Source organism: Kitasatospora sp. NPDC127060, assembly GCF_042724935.1.
In the GTDB taxonomy this organism is placed as follows: Bacteria; Actinomycetota; Actinomycetes; order Streptomycetales; family Streptomycetaceae; genus Kitasatospora.
The window spans coordinates 53,242-70,985 of the sequence record NZ_JBHXEG010000039.1; the positions used below are offsets into that span (position 1 = coordinate 53,242).

The following is a 17,744-nucleotide window of genomic DNA, read 5'->3' on the forward strand; positions in this document are numbered from 1 at the left end:
TCACAGCCACCGAGCCCCCGGCGTTCGCGCCGGGGGCTCGGTGCGTTCCGGCGCCCGTCCACTCCCCTGACCAGGGCTCTCCTGACCGAACCTCGCCTGACCGGGCGTCAGCTGACGGGAAATCGGTGAGCATAGCGCCGTGGCCATGTCAGGGTCAAGGTCTATCTTTTCCCGCCCCACTTCGGTCAAATGACGTCCACCTGTCTTTCATATTGGTTTACCGGGCCTTGGCCAAGAGTCGGCTCGGTCGGGGAGGGCGTCACAACGTTGAAGACCACCAGGAGAGCCGCAGCGGTCACCACCGCGGCGGCGGTCATAGTCACGCTCGGCGCGGGTCTGTTCCCGAGCAGCGCCGTCGCGGCCGGCTCGGCACCGGTTCCGAGGGACCCCGCCGACGCCGTCCAGTCCGTCAACACCGAGCACAACATCCCGGGCCCGCTGACCGCCAAGGTCGACGCCGAGAAGAAGGCCGCCACCGAGCAGCTGCTCAACGGCACCGCCCAGGTCGAGCAGCACAACGGCAGCACCAGCGTGAAGCTCGGCAAGGACAAGTACGTCGAGCTCGCCCGTGAGCGCACGGACAAGATCTTCACGATCCTGGTCGACTTCGGCGACCAGGTCGACAACACCACCAAGACCGCCGACGGCAAGGTCAAGTACGGCGGCGAGGCCGGCCCCAAGCACAACGAGATCGAGGCGCCGGACCGCGCCACGAACAACTCGACCGCCTGGCAGGCCGACTACAACCAGCAGCACTACCAGGACCTGTACTTCTCCAAGGACAAGCCCTCGCTGAAGACCTTCTACGAGAAGCAGTCCTCGGGCCGCTACTCGGTCGACGGCGTGGTCTCGGACTGGGTCCGGGTGCCGTGGAACGAGGCCCGGTACGGCTCCGACTACTGCGGCTCCAACGTCTGCGCGAGCGCCCAGGACCTGATCCGCGACGCCGTCGACATCTGGTACAAGGACCAGCAGGCGAAGGGTCAGACCGACGCCCAGATCAAGGCGACGCTGGCCCAGTACGACCAGTGGGACCGCTACGGCTCGCACCACGACGGGAACTTCAACCAGCCCGACGGGTACATCGACCACTTCCAGATCGTGCACGCCGGTGAGGACAAGTCGGCCGGCGGCGGCAAGCAGGGCAGCAAGGCCCTGTGGGCCCACCGCTCGTACGTCTACGGCAACCTGACGGGCCAGGCCGGCCCCGACGGCAACAAGCTCGGCGGCGTCCAGGTCGGCAACTCCGGCCTCTGGATCGGCGACTACACGATGCAGCCGGAGAACGGCGGCCTCGGCGTCTTCGCCCACGAGTACGGCCACGACCTCGGTCTGCCGGACCTCTACGACACCGCCGGCAAGGGCATCGACAACTCGGTCGGCTTCTGGTCGCTGATGTCCTCCGGCTCCTGGCTCGGCGAGGGCAAGGACAGCATCGGCGACATGCCGAACGACCTCGACGCCTGGAGCAAGTACCAGCTCGGCTGGCTGAAGGTCGACCGCGCCAAGGCCGGCACCGAGTCGACCCACCACATCGGCCCGGTGGAGTACAACACCAGCCTGCCGCAGGCGCTCCTCGTCGACCTGCCGAAGAAGAGCATCACCACCGACATCAACAAGCCCTTCGGGGGCAACAGCGAGTGGTGGAGCGGCAGCGCCGACAACCTGAACGTCACGCTGACCCGCGAGATCGACCTGACCGGCAAGGCCAAGGCCAGCATCAACGCCAAGGCCTGGTACGAGCTGGAGCAGGACTTCGACTACGCCTTCGGCGAGGTCTCCACCGACGGCGGCAAGACCTGGACCGTCGTGGACGGCACCTGGAACGGCGCCGCGCTCCCCAAGGAGAACGGCCGCCCGGCCCTCAGCGGCCAGGCCGCGGCCTGGGGTGACCTGTCGTTCAACCTGGACGCTTACGCCGGCAAGAAGATCCAGTTCCGCTACCACAACACCACCGACGGCGGCCTGCACTTCCGCGGCCTCGCGGTGGACAACATCGCGGTGACCGCCGACGGCGCCACCGTGTTCAGCGACGACGTGGAGAACGGCGACAACGGCTGGACCGCCGCCGGCTTCACCCGCTTCGGCGGCTCGTACACCAAGGACTACGCGCAGTACTACATCGCGGAGAACAAGCAGTACGTGTCGTTCGACCAGACGCTGAAGACCGGCCCGTACAACTTCGGTTCGGCCGCCAAGCCCGGTTGGGTCGAGCACTACTCGTACCAGCCCGGTCTGCTGATCTGGTACTGGGACGAGTCGCAGACCGACAACAACGTCAGCGCCCACCCGGGCCACGGCCTGGTGCTGCCGGTCGACTCGCACCCGGCTCCGCTGAAGTGGACGGACGGCACCCTGATGCGTCCGCGCATGCAGGGCTTCGACTCGACCTTCGGTTCGCGCCGCGTCCCGGCGCTGACCCTGCACAAGGCCGACGTCGAGACGGTCATCCCGAAGTCCAAGGGCGTCGACGAGTTCTCCGACCTGAAGTCGTGGTGGTCGAAGGACAACCCGTATAGCGGTGTCGACGTGCCGAAGACCGGCACCAGCATCGAGGTCGAGAACGAGTCCGCGAACTACCTGGAGACCTGGATCCGGGTCCGCCCGGTCGACAACTGATCGTCCTGACGGTCAGGCCGTGATCGCGCGGCACTGAAGTCTCCCCGTCCGGCCCGTCCCCGCCATCGCGCGGGGGCGGGCCGGACGCTTTTCCGGCGGCAGTTCAAACCCCGCCACCGGGTGGCACTCGTCACAGCGCTCCGAGGTGGTACGACCGGGCCTAGTAGTCGGGCGGGGCGGGCCACCCACGCGGACCGGGCCGGTCGCAGGCGATGCGATCTCATGATCATTAAGCCCTCGGGCTGAATCCGGGTGCCGCTGCCGACTACACGGGGTAGTACTCGCCGTTTTTGAGGCTCCGCTAGGTGACGGTTAAAGCTGAGTGGTCCCCCGCTCAGCGCAGCGCCCGGTCGGGCGCTTCACGCTGCTGCCCCCGTACGACCGTGAGGTGCGACCGGCGATGTCCAACGTTCCGCCCGTGGGGCCGGCCCTGCGCCGGCTCGCCGTCCGTGCGACGGCCCAGGCGGCCGTCTGGCAGCCGCGGATCGGCCAGGCCGTCCGCAGCCACGCCGTCCCGCCGCTGCGGCTGCTCGCCACGCCCCGGCACACCACCCTGCCGGGCAGCCGGCAGCGCATCGAGCACGACCACGCGCTGGTCTCGGCCGGAGCGGCCGTGGCACTGCTGGCGGGCGTGCTGCTGGCGGCCGCACCCGGCAGCGCCGCGGCGCAGACCGTACGGCCGACCACCCCGGGCAGCTCGGCCTTCACCGCGCCGCGGGCGGAGGTGCCCAGCCCGGGCCTGGTGCAGGTGGCCGGGCCGAGCCCGTACAAGCTGCCGGACGACGCCGCCTCGGCGCAGGCCTTCGTGGCGGTGGCACCCAACCTGCGGCCGCTCGCACCTCCGGTCGCCGAGCCCGCTCCCGCCGACGCTCCCGCCGCGCAGCCGGGGGCCGCACCGGCCCCCGCGGCCGTGCCGGACTGGTCCGCGCCGGCGCCGGACGCGCCGACCAGCAATCCGTACGGGGTGGCCGACTCCGGGTACGCCGCCGGGTACCACACCGGGGTGGACTTCGCGGTGGCCCCGGGCACGCCGGTTCTGGCGGTCGGCGACGCGACCGTGGTGTCGGCGGCCTGGGACGGCGCGTACGGCAAGGAGGTCGTCCTGCGGCTCGCCGACGGGCACTTCGCCCAGTACGCGCACCTGTCCGCACTCTCGGTCTCGCCGGGCGGCCACGTGGCGGCCGGCGAGCGGGTCGGGCTGTCCGGGAACACCGGCAACTCCACCGGGCCGCACCTGCACTTCGAGATCCGCACCAGCAACCGCTACGGCGCGGTGGTGAACCCGATCGCCTACCTCTCCGAACACGGCGTCACGGCGTTCTAGAGTCCGCCTCGTCGGGTCCGGCTCCAAACCGGGTTGGGCGGCTCAGCCGGTGGCGCGGGTGTGGTGGCCGATCCGCCCGCTGATCTCCAGCGCGACCTCCCGGGCCGCTTCGAGCGCCTCGTCCAGGTCGGCGGACGGCAGCTTCTCGCCCCACACGTTCTCGGCGTGGCCGAAGTCCGCGCTGTCGTGCTTGAGCAGGAAGAACGCCGAGTGGGCGGTGAACAGCGCCATCGTGGCCCGCAGGCGGTCCTGGAACCCCGCCTCCGGCCCGTGCACCAGCTGCACCATGGTGATCACGCGGTCCCGGAAGGCCAGCCCGGCCGGGGAGTCGCGCAGCGCGGGCTGGTTCTCGTGGAAGAAGCGCAGCAGCGGGGCCCGCTCGGTCATCCCGTCCGCGTAGCGCCGGATCAGCTCGTCACGCATCTCCGGGCTCCAGGTCTGCTCCCGGCCCCACGCGATGATCTCGTCGATCGGCGCGGCCATCCGCTCGACGATGCCCAGGACGATGTCGTCCTTGGTCTTGAAGTGGTAGTACAGCGCGGCCTTGGTGACGCCCAGGCGGTCGGCGATCTCGCGCAGCGAGGTCTGCTCGTAGCCCTGCTCCGAGAAGAGCTCCAACGACACCTCGATGATGCGAGCCCGGGTGTCGCTGCGGGGGCTGTGCGGAGTGCCCATGGCCTGCCTCATGACTGCGTCGGTGACTACTGCTGCGGACTCCGGGGTGGTATCCGCCCCGAGCTCATTCTCCCTGCCCAGGCGTCCGGTCTTAAAACTGGCTTGACGACCGGCTAGGAAACAACCTACCGTGCCGACGATCGATAAACTAGCCGGGCGTCAAGTAAGTGACCCGTCGCAAGGCCCGCCGCCCGTCCGAAACACCCCTCCGGGAGACCCCACCCCATGTCACAGTCCAAGACCGCCGGCCCGGTACCGGAGGACAAGGCGGCCGAGGAGGAGCAGCCGCGGTCACCCCGCGAGATCCGCCTCGTGATGGTCGGCTTGGTCGTCACGATGCTGCTGGCCATGCTCGACAACCTGATCGTCGGCACCGCGATGCCGACCATCGTCGGCGACCTCGGCGGTGCCGAGCACCTGTCCTGGGTCGTCACCGCGTACACCCTGGCCACCGCCGCCTCCACCCCGATCTGGGGCAAGCTCGGCGACATGTACGGCCGCAAGGGCACCTTCCTGACCTCGATCGTGATCTTCCTGGTGGGCTCGGCGCTGTCCGGCCTGTCCCAGAACATGAACGAGCTGATCGGCTTCCGTGCCGTGCAGGGCCTGGGCGCCGGCGGTCTGATGGTCGGCGTCATGTCGATCATGGGCGCGCTCGTCGCGCCGCGTGACCGCGGCAAGTACCAGGGCATGTTCGCCGCCGTGATGGCCCTCGCCACCATCGGCGGACCGCTGGTCGGCGGCTTCATCACCGACCACCTGAGCTGGCACTGGACCTTCTACATCAACCTGCCGCTCGGCATCGTCGCGCTCGCCGTGGTCGTCGTGACCCTGAAGCTGCCGAAGGTCCGCAGCAGCGCCCGGATCGACTACCCGGGCGCGGTCCTGCTCACCACCGGCATCACCTCGCTCGTGCTGATCACCACCTGGGGCGGCCAGCAGTACGCCTGGGGCTCCAAGGAGATCCTCGGCCTGGCCGCGCTCGCCGTCGCCTCGCTGATCGCCTTCTGCTACGTCGAGCAGCGGGCCCAGGAGCCGATGCTGCCGCTGAGCCTGTTCCGCAACCTGAACTTCACCCTGGTCTCGGTCATCGGCTTCGTGGTCGGCTTCGTGATGTTCGGTTCGACCGTCTTCCTGCCGCTCTACCAGCAGATAGTCCAGGGCGCCTCGGCGACCAACTCCGGCCTGCTGCTGATGCCGATGATGTTCGGCATGCTGGTGGTCTCGCTGGTGGTCGGCCAGGCCGTCACCAAGACCGGCAAGTACCGGATCTTCCCGATCATCGGCACCATCGTGATGGCCGGCGGCCTGGTCCTGCTCTCCACCATGGGCACCGAGACCACCCGCTTCACCTCGGCCTGCTGGATGGTCGTGCTCGGTGCGGGCATGGGCTTCCTGATGCAGATCACCATGCTGGTCGCCCAGAACAGCGTCGAGCTCAAGGACATGGGCGTGGCCAGCTCCACCGCCACCCTGTTCCGCACCATCGGCGGTTCCTTCGGTGTCGCGCTGTTCGGCGCCCTGTTCAACAACCGGGTGAAGGACACCATGACCTCGCGGCTGGGCGAGCAGGCCTCGGCCGGCGGCGGGGCGAAGGACCCGGGCCAGATGAGCCCGGCCGAGCTGCGCAAGCTGCCCGAGGTCGTCCAGGACGCCTACCACCACGCGGTGTCCAACGGCATGCACACCGTCTTCCTGTGGGGCGCCGGGGTGGCCGTGATCGCCATCGCCGGCGCGGTGTTCCTGCGCGAGGTGCCGCTGCGCGGCACCGGCAAGGGCGAGGAGCCGGCCGAGGCCTCGCTGGAGGCGGCGGCCATCTGACGGCCGCCCCCGCCGACGCACGGCTGCGCGACGGCGCCCCCGGAAGGAGTTCCTTCCGGGGGCGCCGTCGTTCGAGCCGGGTCCTACCGCGGTCTCACCGGAGTCCTACTGGGGCAGGCGGTAGACGCCCTGCTCGACCGGTTCGACCAGACCGTCGGCGACCAGGCCGTCCAGGGCCCGGGCGCGCTGCACCGCGTCCGGCCAGACCGCGTCCAGCCGGGCCTGGGGCACCGTGCCGTGTGCCTCGCGCAGCACCGCGAGCAGCTTGCCGCGCACCTGGCGGTCCGTCCCCTCGTAGGACTGGCCGCGCCGGGCCGGGCCCTCGTACGGCGGGCGGCCGGCCCGCTGCCAGGCGCAGACGGTGAACAGCGGGCAGTCCCCGCACTCCGGGCCGCGGGCGGTGCAGACCAGCGCGCCCAGCTCCATCACGCCGACCGCCCAGGTGGCGGCCGTCGGGGCGTCGTCGGGCAGCAGGGCGGTCGCGGTGCGGCGCTCGGCGGCGGTGGTGGCGGTGGCCGGGTACTCGACGCCGGTCACCGCGCGGGCGAACACCCGGCGGACGTTGGTGTCCAGCACCACGTGCCGCTGGCGGAAGGCGAAGGAGGCGACCGCGGCGGCGGTGTACTCCCCCACCCCGGGCAGCGAGAGCAGCGTGGCGTGGTCGTCCGGGACCTCGCCGCCGTGCTGCTCGGTGATCGCCACGGCGGCCGCGTGCAGCCGCAGCGCGCGGCGCGGGTAGCCCAGCCGGCCCCACATCCGGACCGCCTCGCCGGGCGCCTCGGCGGCGAGGTCGGCGGGGGTGGGCCAGCGGGTCATCCAGGCCTGCCAGGCGGGAAGCACCCGCTTCACCGGGGTCTGCTGGAGCATGAACTCGCTCACCATGACGGCCCAGGGGGACGCGTCGGGGGTCCGCCAGGGCAGGTCGCGCTTGCTGGCCTCGTACCAGTCGATGACGGTCGAGTGCAGCAGCGGCAGGGGCAGCGGCGGCGCGGTGGCGGCTTCGGTGGCGGTGATGGCAGTCATGGCCCTTCGATCCTCCCACGGCCGTGGACCCGGCCGAAGCGGAGGTAGAGGCTCCGGATCGGCCGGTTTCCGCCCGGTTCTCCGGGTTCGGGGACTCCCTCGAACGGATCAAATGGCGGATCATGTGAAAGAAGGGGCGACTGTGCGGTGTTGGTGAGTCAATCGCCACACACAGTCCCATAGAGTTTGATCGTGCCCTCTTTGCGTCAACCCGTGGGACCGCTGCCCGCCTCGATCTACTGGCGTCGGCGCGTCGTCGTGCTCGTCGCCGTCGCGGCGGTCGTCGCGCTGATCGCCTGGCTGATGTCGGATCAGGGCGGTGACGGCGGCTCACCGAGCAAGGCCGCGCAGGCCGTACCGTCCCAGTCCCAGAGCCAGACGCCCGCCCAGGCGATCACGCCGGGCGCCTCGCCGAGCGGCCCCGCGGCGCACCCCGCCGGTGGCGGCGGCGGTGGGCCGGTGGCCAGCGGCGGCGGCAGCGAGGTCGGACTCAGCGGCGGCGGGACCGGTGGTGGCACCGGCGGGGCCGGCGGCTCGGGTGGCTCGGGTGGCGCCGGTGGCTCGGGTGGCACCGGCGGCAACCCGGCGCCGGGTGGTACGGGCGGCTCGACCGGTGGGTCCGGTGGCTCCGGCGGTGGCGCCCCGGCGGTGAACACCCCCGAGGTGATGGCGCTTCCGGTCTGCTCCTCCTCGCAGGTCGCCCTGGAGCTGGCCGGCAGCCAGAACTCCTACCAGCCCAAGGACAAGCCGAAGCTGGCGCTGACGGTCAAGAACTCCTCCGGCGCCAACTGCCGGGTGGACCTGGGCCGTACCGCCTCGGTGATCACCGTCAGCAGCGGCAGCAACAACGACCGGGTCTGGTCCTCCGGTGACTGCCCGCCCGACAAGGGCAACATCTGGGTGCAGATCCCGGCGAACAGCAGCCAGACCGAGACCTTCACCTGGGACCGCAGCCGCAGCAAGCCGCAGTGCGCGACCGCCGACCAGGCGCCGCCGGCGAACGGGACCTACGTGGTGCTCGCCGAACTCACCGGGCTCTCCGGGGACAAGGTGTCGGCCCGGACCTCGATCCGACTGGACAACTGAGCGGCCGTCACCTTCGCACCGGGCCCCCGACCGCAGCGCGGTCGGGGGCTTCGGCGTTGTGGGGGCCCGGCGGTACGGGGGCGCCGGCGGTACGGGGCTCCGGCGCTGTGGGGACGGCGGCCCGAGACGCGGGACGGCCCCCGGGGAAGCGTTTCTCCGGGGGCCGTCCGAGCTTCGTCGCGCGTCAGGTCAGACGTAGCGCTCCAGGATGGACGATTCGGCAAGCCGGGACAGGCCCTCGCGGACCGAGCGGGCCCGGGTCTCGCCGACGCCCTCGACCGTCTGCAGATCGTCGATGCTGGCGGCGAGCAGCTTCTGCAGGCCGCCGAAGTGTTCGACCAGGCGCTCTATCACCGTGTTGGGCAGCCGCGGGATCTTCGCCAGCAGGCGGTAGCCGCGCGGGGAGACGGCGGAGTCCAGGGACTCCGGTGAACCGGAGTAGCCGAGCGCCTTGGCGACCGTCTGGAGGTCCAGCAGCTCGGCGTGGGTGAGCGCCTCCAGGTCGGCCAGCACCTCGGTGACCGTGCGGCCCTTCTTGGCGGCACGCTCCGGGAAGTAGTCCCGGGCGACCAGTTCGCGCTCCGGCTCCACGCCGGCGATCAGCTCGTCCAGCTGGAGCGAGAGCAGCCGGCCGTCGATGCCGAGCTCCAGCACGTAGCCGGCGATCTCGGTGGCGATCAGCCGGACCATCTCCAGGCGCTGGGCCACGGCCGTGACGTCCCGGACCGTCACCAGGTCCTCGATCTCCAGGGCGGAGAGGGTGCCGGCCACCTCGTCCAGGCGCAGCTTGTAGCGCTCCAGGGTGGCCAGCGCCTGGTTGGCGCGGGACAGGACGGTGGTGGAGTCCTCCAGCACTCGGCGGGTGCCGTTGACGTACATGGCGATCAGCCGCATCGAGTGCGAGACCGCGACCACTGGGTAGCCGGTCTGGCGGTTGACCCGCTCGGCGGTGCGGTGGCGGGTGCCGGTCTCGTCGGTGGGGATGGTGGAGTCCGGCATCAGGTGGACGCCGGCCCGGACGATCTTGGTGATGTCCTTGTCCAGCACCACCGCGCCGTCGAGCTTGCACAGCTCGCGCAGCCGGGTCGCGCTGAACTCGACGTCCAGCACGAAGCCGCCGGTGCACAGGGACTCGACGGTCTTGTCGAAGCCCAGCACGATCAGACCGCCGGTGTTGGCCCGCAGGACCCGTTCCAGGCCGTCACGAAGCGCGGTACCGGGCGCGATGGCGGTGAGGGAGGCCCGCAGCAGGGCCTCCTCACGGGAGGCCTTGTCCGCCCCCCGGTCGCTGGCTGCCACGTGACTCCTCCGGTCGACCCCGTGCCGCGCGCCTCGTGCCGTGCGCCGGTCTGCGGTCTGTTGCTCTGTCGCTCAGTACCGCTCCGGTACTGCCTTCTGGCCAATGAGACTGGGGGAAGTCTAACTGCGTGCGGCTTCGGCAGGGCTTGGGTCAGCGGAGTTCGTCGGAGTCGAGCGGCTCCCAGCCGTCCATCAGCTCCTCCGGGTACGCCGGGACCCGGGCCGCACGGGGCGCCGGCGGGGCCGACGGAGCCTCACCACGCACCTCCGTACGGGCCTCGGCGCGCGGCTTGGCGGCGGCCCGGCGGCGGCCCGGGATGGCCCGCAGCGCCTCGCCGATGTCGGCCACCTCGACCACCTTCATGCCCGGCGGCACCTTGCCCGGGTCCGGCGGGACCAGGGCGTGGGTGAAGCCCAGCCGGTGCGCCTCGGCCAGCCGGCGCTGCACACCCGTCACCCGCCGCACCTCGCCCGCCAGGCCGACCTCGCCGATCGCCACCAGGTTGCTGGGCAGCGGGGTGTCGGTGGAGGAGCTGGCCACCGCGAGCGCGACCGCGAGGTCCGCGGAGGGCTCGGTCAGCTTCACCCCGCCGACCGTCGCGGTGTAGATGTCCTGCTTGCCGAGCTTCACCCCGCCGTGCCGCTCGACCACGGCCAGGATCATCGCGATCCGGGGCGATTCCAGGCCCGAGGTGGTGCGCCGCGGGGAGGGGATCTGCGAATCCACCATCAGCGCCTGCACCTCGGCCACCAGCGGGCGCTTGCCCTCCAGGGTGACGGTGAGGCAGGTGCCGGGAACGGGCTTGTCACGCCTGGTCAGGAAGAGGCCGGACGGGTCGGCCAGGCCGACGATGCCCTCGTCGTGCAGCTCGAAGCAGCCCACCTCGTCGGTGGCGCCGTAGCGGTTCTTGACCCCGCGGATGAGGCGCAGCCGGGCGTGCCGGTCGCCCTCGAAGCTCAGCACCACGTCCACCAGGTGCTCCAGCAGGCGCGGGCCGGCGATCTGGCCGTCCTTGGTGACGTGGCCGACCAGCAGGGTGGCCATGCCGCGCTCCTTGGAGGCCCGGATCAGCGCGCCCGCCACCTCGCGGACCTGGGCCGGGCCGCCGGGGGCGCCGTCCAGCTCGGCGGAGGCGATGGTCTGTACCGAGTCCAGGATCAGCAGGCCGGGGCTGACCGCCTCGATGTGCCCGAGCACGGCGCCGAGGTCCTGCTCGGCGGCGAGGTAGAGGTGCTCGGAGAGGGCGTTGATCCGGTCGGCGCGCAGCCGCACCTGGCCGGCCGACTCCTCGCCGGTGACGTAGAGCGTGCGGTGCCGGTCGGTGGCCGCCTTGGCGGCGACGTCCAGCAGCAGGGTCGACTTGCCGACGCCGGGCTCGCCGGCCAGCAGCACCACCGCGCCGGGGACCAGCCCGCCGCCGAGCACCCGGTCCAGCTCCGGCACGCCCGTCGAGCGGGCCGTCGCGACCTGGCCGTCCACCTGGGCGATCGGGCGGGCCGGCGCGCTGACCGGGCCGGCCGCGGTGGTGCGGATCGGCACCGCGCCGTACTCCTCGACCGTGCCCCAGGCGTTGCACTCCGGGCAGCGGCCGACCCACTTGGGCAGCTGGTTGCCGCACTCGGTGCAGCGGTAGGCCGGGCGCGGCTTGGCGGTGGTCTTGGAACGCGGAGGCATGCGGCCCACGGTAGCGGCTGGGTGTGACAGCCGTGCTCAGCCGGTGCTCCGGGCCCCGGGCGCACGCGGCCGCCCACACAGATGGGCGATGTTGTTACCCGAAAGAAGTACATACGCGGGGAATGGCGGGGACCGGCCGCCCGGTGTCCCTACCGTCGGACGGGTGACAACGCGAACTGTTGGACCCGTCGGGGCGCCGGACGCCGTGCTCGCGGCGTACGACCGGCAGGTGGACGGCCTGTTCACCTACTGCCTCTCGGTGCTGTGCGAACACGACGCGGCCGCCGACGCCCTGCGGGAGGTCCACGAGCTGGCCCGGCGGCACGGCGGACGACTGGCCGAGCCCGGACTGGTGCGGGCCTGGCTGTTCTCGCTGGCCCGGTACTGCTGCCTGCGGCGGCTGGCGGACGGGACCGGGCCGGGGGCGGGCGTCCGGCCCGACCAGGTGCCCGAGGCCGAGGCGACCCGGCGGCGGCGCGAGCTGGCCTCGCTCGCCTGGCCCGAGGCGGCCGGTACGGACCCGGAGCAGCGCGAGGCTCTGGAGCTGTCCGTCCGGCACCGGCTGACCCCGCTGGAGGTGGCGGCCGTCCTGGGCCTGCCGTTCGAACGCACCCGCGGGCTGCTCGCCACCGCCGAGGCCGAGGTGGCCCGGACCAGGGCGGCGCTGCTGGTGCTCGGCGTGGGCAGCTGCCCCGAGCTGGACCGGCTGGGCGGGGCCGGGGCGGAGTCCTGGCGGGACTGGGTGCTCGGCCCGGCGCTGCGGCGGGAGCTGGTCCAGCACGTGCTCGACTGCCCGACCTGCCGGGGGACGGCGGAACGGGTGGCCGCTGGGGAGGCGGCCGAGGGGGCGGCCGGGCTGTCGGGGCTGCCGTTGCTGGCGGCACCGCCCCCGGCGGGTGGGTCGGCGCGGCCCGCCCCGGTGGGAGCGGTCGGACAGCGGGGGGCGGCGGCGGCCGAGCCGGGGCTGCGGTTCGACCACGGCGGCTTTCCCCGGCACCGGGCTCCGGACGCGGGCCGGGGGCTGGCGGTCCGTCGGCGGGTGGTGACCACCGGGGTGCTGGCGGCCGTACTGGCGGCGCCCGTGGTGGCACTGTGGGCCGGGCACCGGGGCGGTGGCGGGGCCGGGTCGGCGGCCTCGGTCTCGGCGGTGCGGGTGGAGGAGGCCGGGCGGGAGACCGGGCAGCGGCCGGCGCCGTGGGCGGCGGGGGTCGCCGCGGGGGCGGCGGTGGGCGCGGGGATGCCGGGGCTGGAGCTGGCGGGTGCGGGCGGGCGCGGGGGCGGAGCAAACGGTGCAGAAACGTTGCTTCCCGGATTTCCGCGGCTCACCTTCCAGGGGCCGCTGGTCCCGGTGCCCGCCCGGGGCGCGACCCCGCTCGGCAGCCCCACGCTGGTCGCCGCCCCGGCCCCCGCGGTCGAACAGGCCTCCGCGCCGGGCGCGGGCGCCCCGGCCCCGGCCGGGCTGCTCACCGTCGAGGCCGGGGAGTACGGCAGCCGGACGGTGCTCACCCTCACCAACTCCGGTACCACGGAGATCCGTTGGCATGCCGTGACGGACGCCGGCTGGCTCCGGCTCAGCCGCGACTCGGGGACGCTCGCCCCCGGGCAGCGGATCACCGTGATCGTCACGGTGGACGAGGACCTCGCGCCCACCACCCACTGGACGGCCCGGATCGCGCTGCCGCCCTCCCAGGCGGTGGTCACCCTGGACGGCGGGCCGGAGAACCGGGGCGGCCCCTCCTCCTCGGCGGGGCCCTCGGTGCCCGCGTCGGCGTCCGCGTCGGCGTCCTCCTCGACGCCGGCGCCGACCTCCTCACCGACACCGGGCGGCGGGCCGTCGGCCACTGGCACTGGCACGCCCACGGCGACGCCGAGCCGGACGGGGTCACCGTCGCCCTCCGGATCGCCGACCGGTGCGCCGAGCCCGTCGGCGCCGACGACCGGCAGCGCCTCCCCGCACCCGACGGGTACGGCGACGGGGCGTTAGGGAGTGTCCGGCGGCGGGGTCTCCGCAGGGCAGCGGTGGATCGGGGGGACCTGGTAGCTGCCGTCGAGGACGACGGGCTTCGGCCGGTAGAGCCGGATGATCGGGCGGAACTCGCCGAGCGGGGTGGGGAGCCAGTTGGCGGCGGCCGTCGGGTCCTCCGGCGGCTCGTGCTGGAGGGTCACGGTCAGCGAGCCGTCGGCGCCGTACACCAGGCCGGGGGTGCGGTCGCCGATCGAGTAGCGGTCGATCGGGTTCTCCACCAGGTAGTAGTCCGGCACCGAGTACATCGTGACGGACCAGAAGGCCTCGGCCGGCGGGGGCTGCTCGAAGCGGAGGGTGTAGCTGTTGGCGCCGGTGAGCGGGCGGCCGTCGGAGTCGTCGTAGGTCATCGCGTACGAGGCCTCGTAGGCGTGGTTGCCCCAGAGGCCGGCCCGGGCGGCGGCGGCGCGGCTGAGGTAGGCGGCGCGGCGGTCGGGGATGCGCCACTCCGGGTCGTCCAGGGTGCCGGGGCCCAGGTGGTCGAGGTTGTAGTCGAAGAGGTGGAGCGCGGAGCGCCACTCGCCGAGCGGGTGCTCCTCGGGCGGGCGGGTGGCGTCCTCGACCCGTTCGCGCCCGGCCGCCAGACCCTTGGCGAGCGCCAGGGTCCACTCCGCGGCGGCCGCGCGGTACGGCGAGGCGCCGTCGTCCAGCAGGCCGAGCGGGGCGAAGCGGCGCTGGTACTCGATGTCGGGGGTGGCCGGCGGGAAGGCCTGCATCCACACCCGGAGGCGTTCGAAGAAGGCCAGCCGCTCGGGGACGTCCGGGTCGGGCTCGGGCAGTCCGGCGACCAGGCCGCCCGGCTCCAGCGGCTCCAGGGCGAGCCCGGCCTGCAGCGCCCGGACCCGGGGCAGGTCGTCCGGGCCGTTGCAGGCGAAGCGGCCGACGATGGTGCCGACGGTGGTGGGCAGTTCGATCACCCGGTCGCGGTCCGGCGCGCTGCCGTGCCAGCCGGGCGGGACGACCAGCCAGGTCTGGGCCTCGGTGCCGGAAGCCCGGCTGCCCAGGTAGGCGACGTTGTCCGTCCAGGCGCCGATGAACTGCAGCACGTAGTAGGCGCCGGCGGTGTCCGGGACGTGCAGCACCTGCGGGCCCTCGGAGAGGTCCAGCTGGGCGATCGAGTAGATGGTGTCGTTGTTGACCGAGACGAAGCGATCGGCCGGGCCGGCCAGCCGGGCGGCGTGGCTGAAGTGGTTGAACGGCGCCGCCGGGAGGGTGCCCAGGCCGCCGTTGGCGAAGCGCTCGACCATGGTGAGGCCGGCGACGAGCGGATAGCCGTAGACGTAGGCGTCGGCGGCCAGGGCCTCCAGCTCGGGCAGGTTCATCGGGGGTCCTTCGTCGGAGTCGGTGGGCGGTATCGGCGGCGGTATCGGCGGTGGGGTCGTTGACGAGTTCCAGATGCCGGGCGGCGGGTCAGCGCGGGGTGAGCGGCGGGTCAGCGCGGGGTGAGCGGCGGGGGTTGCCAGCGGCCGTCCAGGACGGAGGCCTCCGGGCCGCGGATCCGAAGCACGACCGCGAACGGGCCGTCCGGGGCGGGCAGCCAGTTGGCGGAGTGCTCGGCGTCGGCGGGGCGCTTGTGCTGGACGTAGAGGGTGAGGCCGCCGTCCCGGTCGCGGATCAGGCCGGGGGTGTGGCCACCGATCGAGTAGCGGTCCAGGGTGTTGTCGACCAGCCGGTGGCCGGGGAGCGCGTACGCCGTCACGGACCAGAAGAAGCGGGCCGGCGGCAGGGCGTCCGGGGCGAAGCGGATCAGGTGGTCGCGGTCGGCGGCGTTCGGCGGGCGGTGGCCCTCGCTGTCGGCCGCCCAACGGCCGTACCAGACCTCCTCGGTGGGCAGTCCGTACGGGCCGAGTTCGGCGGCGACGGCCTGTCGGAGGAAGTCCCCGCCGAGCTGCGCGCGGGTGCCGAACAGACCTGTGGAGTCGCGGAGTTCGGCGACGGCGCGGGTCAGCCGGGCGCGGCCGTCGGCGATGCCGCGGTCGAGTTCGGCGCGGGCCTCCAGCGGGAGGGTGGCGGGTTCGAACTCACCCCGGCCGTCGACGCCGAGGTCGGCCAGGCGGCCGCGCAACTCTGTCTCGGCGGGCGGGAGTTCGCCGGTCAGCGGGAAGAAGCCGAGCAGGAAGTCGAGGAAGGTGAGGAACTCGACGCCGTCCAGGACCTCGTCGCGCCAGACCGGCCAGACCGGTTCGGGGGCGGGGTCGGGGGCCGGGGTGCCGGTGTACTCGTGCAGCGGGCACAGCCGGTACTGCTCCTGGACGGCCTTCAGCTCGGCGAGCTCGGCGGGACTGTTCCCGGTGAGCCGGGTGTGGGCGAGGACGCCGACCAGCCGGGTGGCGGTGCGGATCACGCCCGCGACGCCGGGCGGGGTCTCGCCCGTCCAGTCCGGGCCGGCCACCAGGAAGTCCCCGGCCTCCTGGCCGGTGGTCCGGGAGCCGATCAACCCGGCCAGCAGGGTGTCGAGTTCGTGCACCGCGAGGACGCGGTAGTCGGCGTCGGAGGGGACCGAGAGCACCCACGGCCCGGCACGCAGGTCGAGCCAGGCGCGGGAGGGGAGGGTGTCGTTGTCGGGGGTGACGGCGTCGGTGTCGGCGGGGGTGGCCGACCGCGAAGTGTGGTGGAAGACGCCGAAGCCGCCGACGTAGCCGGGGTCCGCTTCGTCCAGGGCCTGGGCGTAGAGGGTGCGGTAGTTCCGTAGGACGGGATGGGCGCGGATCCAGGCCTCGGCCGCGGTCGCGCGGAGGGTGGCCGGATCGACGAGTGCCGGGTTGACCATGCTGTCGCTCTCCCAGGCCGGATCAGGGCAGATCGGTACATCTGGGATGCTAAGGGGGGCGGGTGGGGGTGGCATGTCGGGCGGGCGCTCCCCACCGGGGGCGGGTGCGGCTCGACTCGCGCTCGGCCGGGGCTCTCGGCTCAGGCCTTCGGCCGGGGCGCCTGTCGGGCGGGCGCCCGGTTCGCGCTCTGCTCAGCGCGAATCCGGGCGTACGGGTGGGACGGCACGGACAGGCTGACCGGCATGAAGATCCTTCTGCTCGGGGGCTCGTCCTTTCTCGGACGGGCCTACGCCACCGAAGCGCTCGCCCGCGGCCACCAGGTCACCACCTTCAACCGCGGCCGCAGCGCCCCCGACCTGCCCGGGGTCGAGACCGTCCGGGGCGACCGCGACAGCGCCGAGGACCTCGCCCGGCTGGTCGAGGGCCGTCACTGGGACGCCGTCGTCGACACCTCCGCCCGCCAGCCCGCCCAGGCCGCGCTCTCCGCCCGACTGCTGCGCGAACGGGCCGACCACTACACCTTCGTCTCCTCGGTGCACGCCTACGCCGACTGGGCCACTCAGGTGATCACCGAGGACTCCCCGCTCCTCCCCTGCCCCGCCGACACCCCGCCCGACCAGCCCTTCGGCCGCGAGCTGAAGGCGGGCGCCGAACGCGCGGTGCTGGCGGGCTTCGGCGCCGACCGCACCCTCGTGCTCAGCAGCGGACTGCTGATCGGACCGTACGAGCTGGGCGGTCGGCTGCCCTGGTGGCTGGAGCGGATGGCCCGCGGCGGCCGGGTGCTCGCGCCGGGCGATCCGGAGCGGGCCATCCAGGTGATCGACGTCCGGGACTTCGCCGCCTTCGGGCTCGACCGGCTGACGGCCGGGACGGCGGGGCGCTTCATCACCACGGCGCCACCCGGGCGGCTCACTTTCGGGCAGTGGCTGGAGACCTGCCGGGAGCTCGCGGGCGCGGCCGGCACCGAGCTGGTCCGGGTCGACGACGCCGCGCTGCTGGCCGAGGGGCCGGACCAGGTCGAGCCCTGGCTCGAACTCCCCTTCTGGGCACCGGACCTGCCCGAGTGGAAGTACATCTGGCAGGTCGACAGCGGCCGCGCCGAGGCGGCCGGGCTGCGCTGCCGGCCGTTCGCGGAGACCGCGCGGGACACCTGGGAATGGCTGCGCGCCCGGGGGCCGGCCGAGGACACCGACACCGAGGGGCGGAAGCTGGTACCGGGGGCGCCGTTCAAGCAGGGCATCGAACCGGCCAAGGAGCAAAGGCTGTTGGCCGCGCACGGGTGAGGCGCCCGGGGTAGCGCCTCAGGTGAAGCGGCGGGAGACGCAGCGGGAGACGCAGCGGGAGACGCAGCGGGAGACGCAGCGGGAGACGCAGCGGGAGACGCAGCGGGAGACGCAGCGGAGCGGGAAGTCGACCACGCCCACATAC

12 protein-coding genes are annotated in these 17,744 nt (G+C 73.0%); 6 read left to right on the forward strand and 6 right to left on the reverse strand.

The window, feature by feature from the left end:
- Positions 1–267 precede the first annotated feature (267 nt).
- Both ACFWIS_RS21820 and ACFWIS_RS21825 read left to right on the forward strand, forming a co-directional pair.
- Complete coding sequence (locus ACFWIS_RS21820; protein ID WP_380456194.1) at positions 268–2,619, forward strand: immune inhibitor A domain-containing protein; 2,352 nt, start codon at positions 268–270, stop codon at positions 2,617–2,619.
- A gap of 400 nt (positions 2,620–3,019) precedes the next feature.
- Entirely contained in the window at positions 3,020–3,943 is a 924-nt protein-coding gene (locus ACFWIS_RS21825) for a M23 family metallopeptidase (RefSeq protein ID WP_380456192.1), read from the forward strand.
- A 42-nt stretch (positions 3,944–3,985) separates the two neighbouring features.
- Here ACFWIS_RS21825 and ACFWIS_RS21830 read toward each other — a convergent pair whose 3' ends face one another.
- Complete coding sequence (locus ACFWIS_RS21830) at positions 3,986–4,618, reverse strand: TetR/AcrR family transcriptional regulator (protein WP_380456191.1); 633 nt, start codon at positions 4,616–4,618, stop codon at positions 3,986–3,988.
- Between the two features lie 225 nt (positions 4,619–4,843).
- Between ACFWIS_RS21830 and ACFWIS_RS21835 the strand changes: the two genes are divergently transcribed.
- Entirely contained in the window at positions 4,844–6,439 is a 1,596-nt protein-coding gene (locus tag ACFWIS_RS21835; protein ID WP_380456189.1) for an MDR family MFS transporter, read from the forward strand.
- Between the two features lie 105 nt (positions 6,440–6,544).
- On the opposite strand, the gene ACFWIS_RS21840 is transcribed toward ACFWIS_RS21835, so the two are convergent.
- On the reverse strand, positions 6,545–7,462 hold the full coding sequence (locus tag ACFWIS_RS21840; RefSeq protein WP_380456187.1) for an A/G-specific adenine glycosylase: 918 nt from the start codon (positions 7,460–7,462) through the stop codon (positions 6,545–6,547).
- Between the two features lie 201 nt (positions 7,463–7,663).
- Here ACFWIS_RS21840 and ACFWIS_RS21845 point away from each other — a divergent pair, with 201 nt between their 5' ends.
- The gene (locus ACFWIS_RS21845) at positions 7,664–8,548 is read left to right on the forward strand and encodes a hypothetical protein (RefSeq protein WP_380456185.1); all 885 of its coding nucleotides are present in this window, start codon (positions 7,664–7,666) and stop codon (positions 8,546–8,548) included.
- Positions 8,549–8,737: 189 nt separating this feature from the next.
- Here ACFWIS_RS21845 and disA read toward each other — a convergent pair whose 3' ends face one another.
- A complete protein-coding gene (disA, locus tag ACFWIS_RS21850) occupies positions 8,738–9,796 on the reverse strand; it encodes a DNA integrity scanning diadenylate cyclase DisA (protein WP_188306273.1) in 1,059 nt (352 codons plus the stop codon).
- A 202-nt stretch (positions 9,797–9,998) separates the two neighbouring features.
- Complete coding sequence (radA, locus tag ACFWIS_RS21855) at positions 9,999–11,522, reverse strand: DNA repair protein RadA (protein WP_380456183.1); 1,524 nt, start codon at positions 11,520–11,522, stop codon at positions 9,999–10,001.
- Between the two features lie 163 nt (positions 11,523–11,685).
- On the opposite strand from radA, the gene ACFWIS_RS21860 reads away from it, so the two are divergent.
- Positions 11,686–13,506: a sigma-70 family RNA polymerase sigma factor gene (locus tag ACFWIS_RS21860; RefSeq protein WP_380456181.1), complete on the forward strand. Its 1,821-nt coding sequence runs from the start codon at positions 11,686–11,688 to the stop codon at positions 13,504–13,506.
- Here ACFWIS_RS21860 and ACFWIS_RS21865 read toward each other — a convergent pair.
- Positions 13,503–14,867 (reverse strand): DUF1254 domain-containing protein, encoded by a 1,365-nt coding sequence (locus ACFWIS_RS21865; RefSeq protein WP_380456180.1) that lies wholly within the window; start codon positions 14,865–14,867, stop codon positions 13,503–13,505. The two genes, ACFWIS_RS21860 and ACFWIS_RS21865, sit on opposite strands and share 4 nt — an antisense overlap.
- Before the next feature lie 110 nt (positions 14,868–14,977).
- The gene (locus ACFWIS_RS21870) at positions 14,978–16,315 is read right to left on the reverse strand and encodes a DUF1254 domain-containing protein (protein ID WP_380456178.1); all 1,338 of its coding nucleotides are present in this window, start codon (positions 16,313–16,315) and stop codon (positions 14,978–14,980) included.
- Positions 16,316–16,558: 243 nt separating this feature from the next.
- On the opposite strand from ACFWIS_RS21870, the gene ACFWIS_RS21875 reads away from it, so the two are divergent.
- Positions 16,559–17,599 carry an NAD-dependent epimerase/dehydratase family protein gene (locus ACFWIS_RS21875; RefSeq protein WP_380456176.1) on the forward strand — a complete coding sequence of 347 codons (1,041 nt, stop codon included), beginning with the start codon at positions 16,559–16,561 and terminating at the stop codon, positions 17,597–17,599.
- Positions 17,600–17,744: the final 145 nt, after the last annotated feature.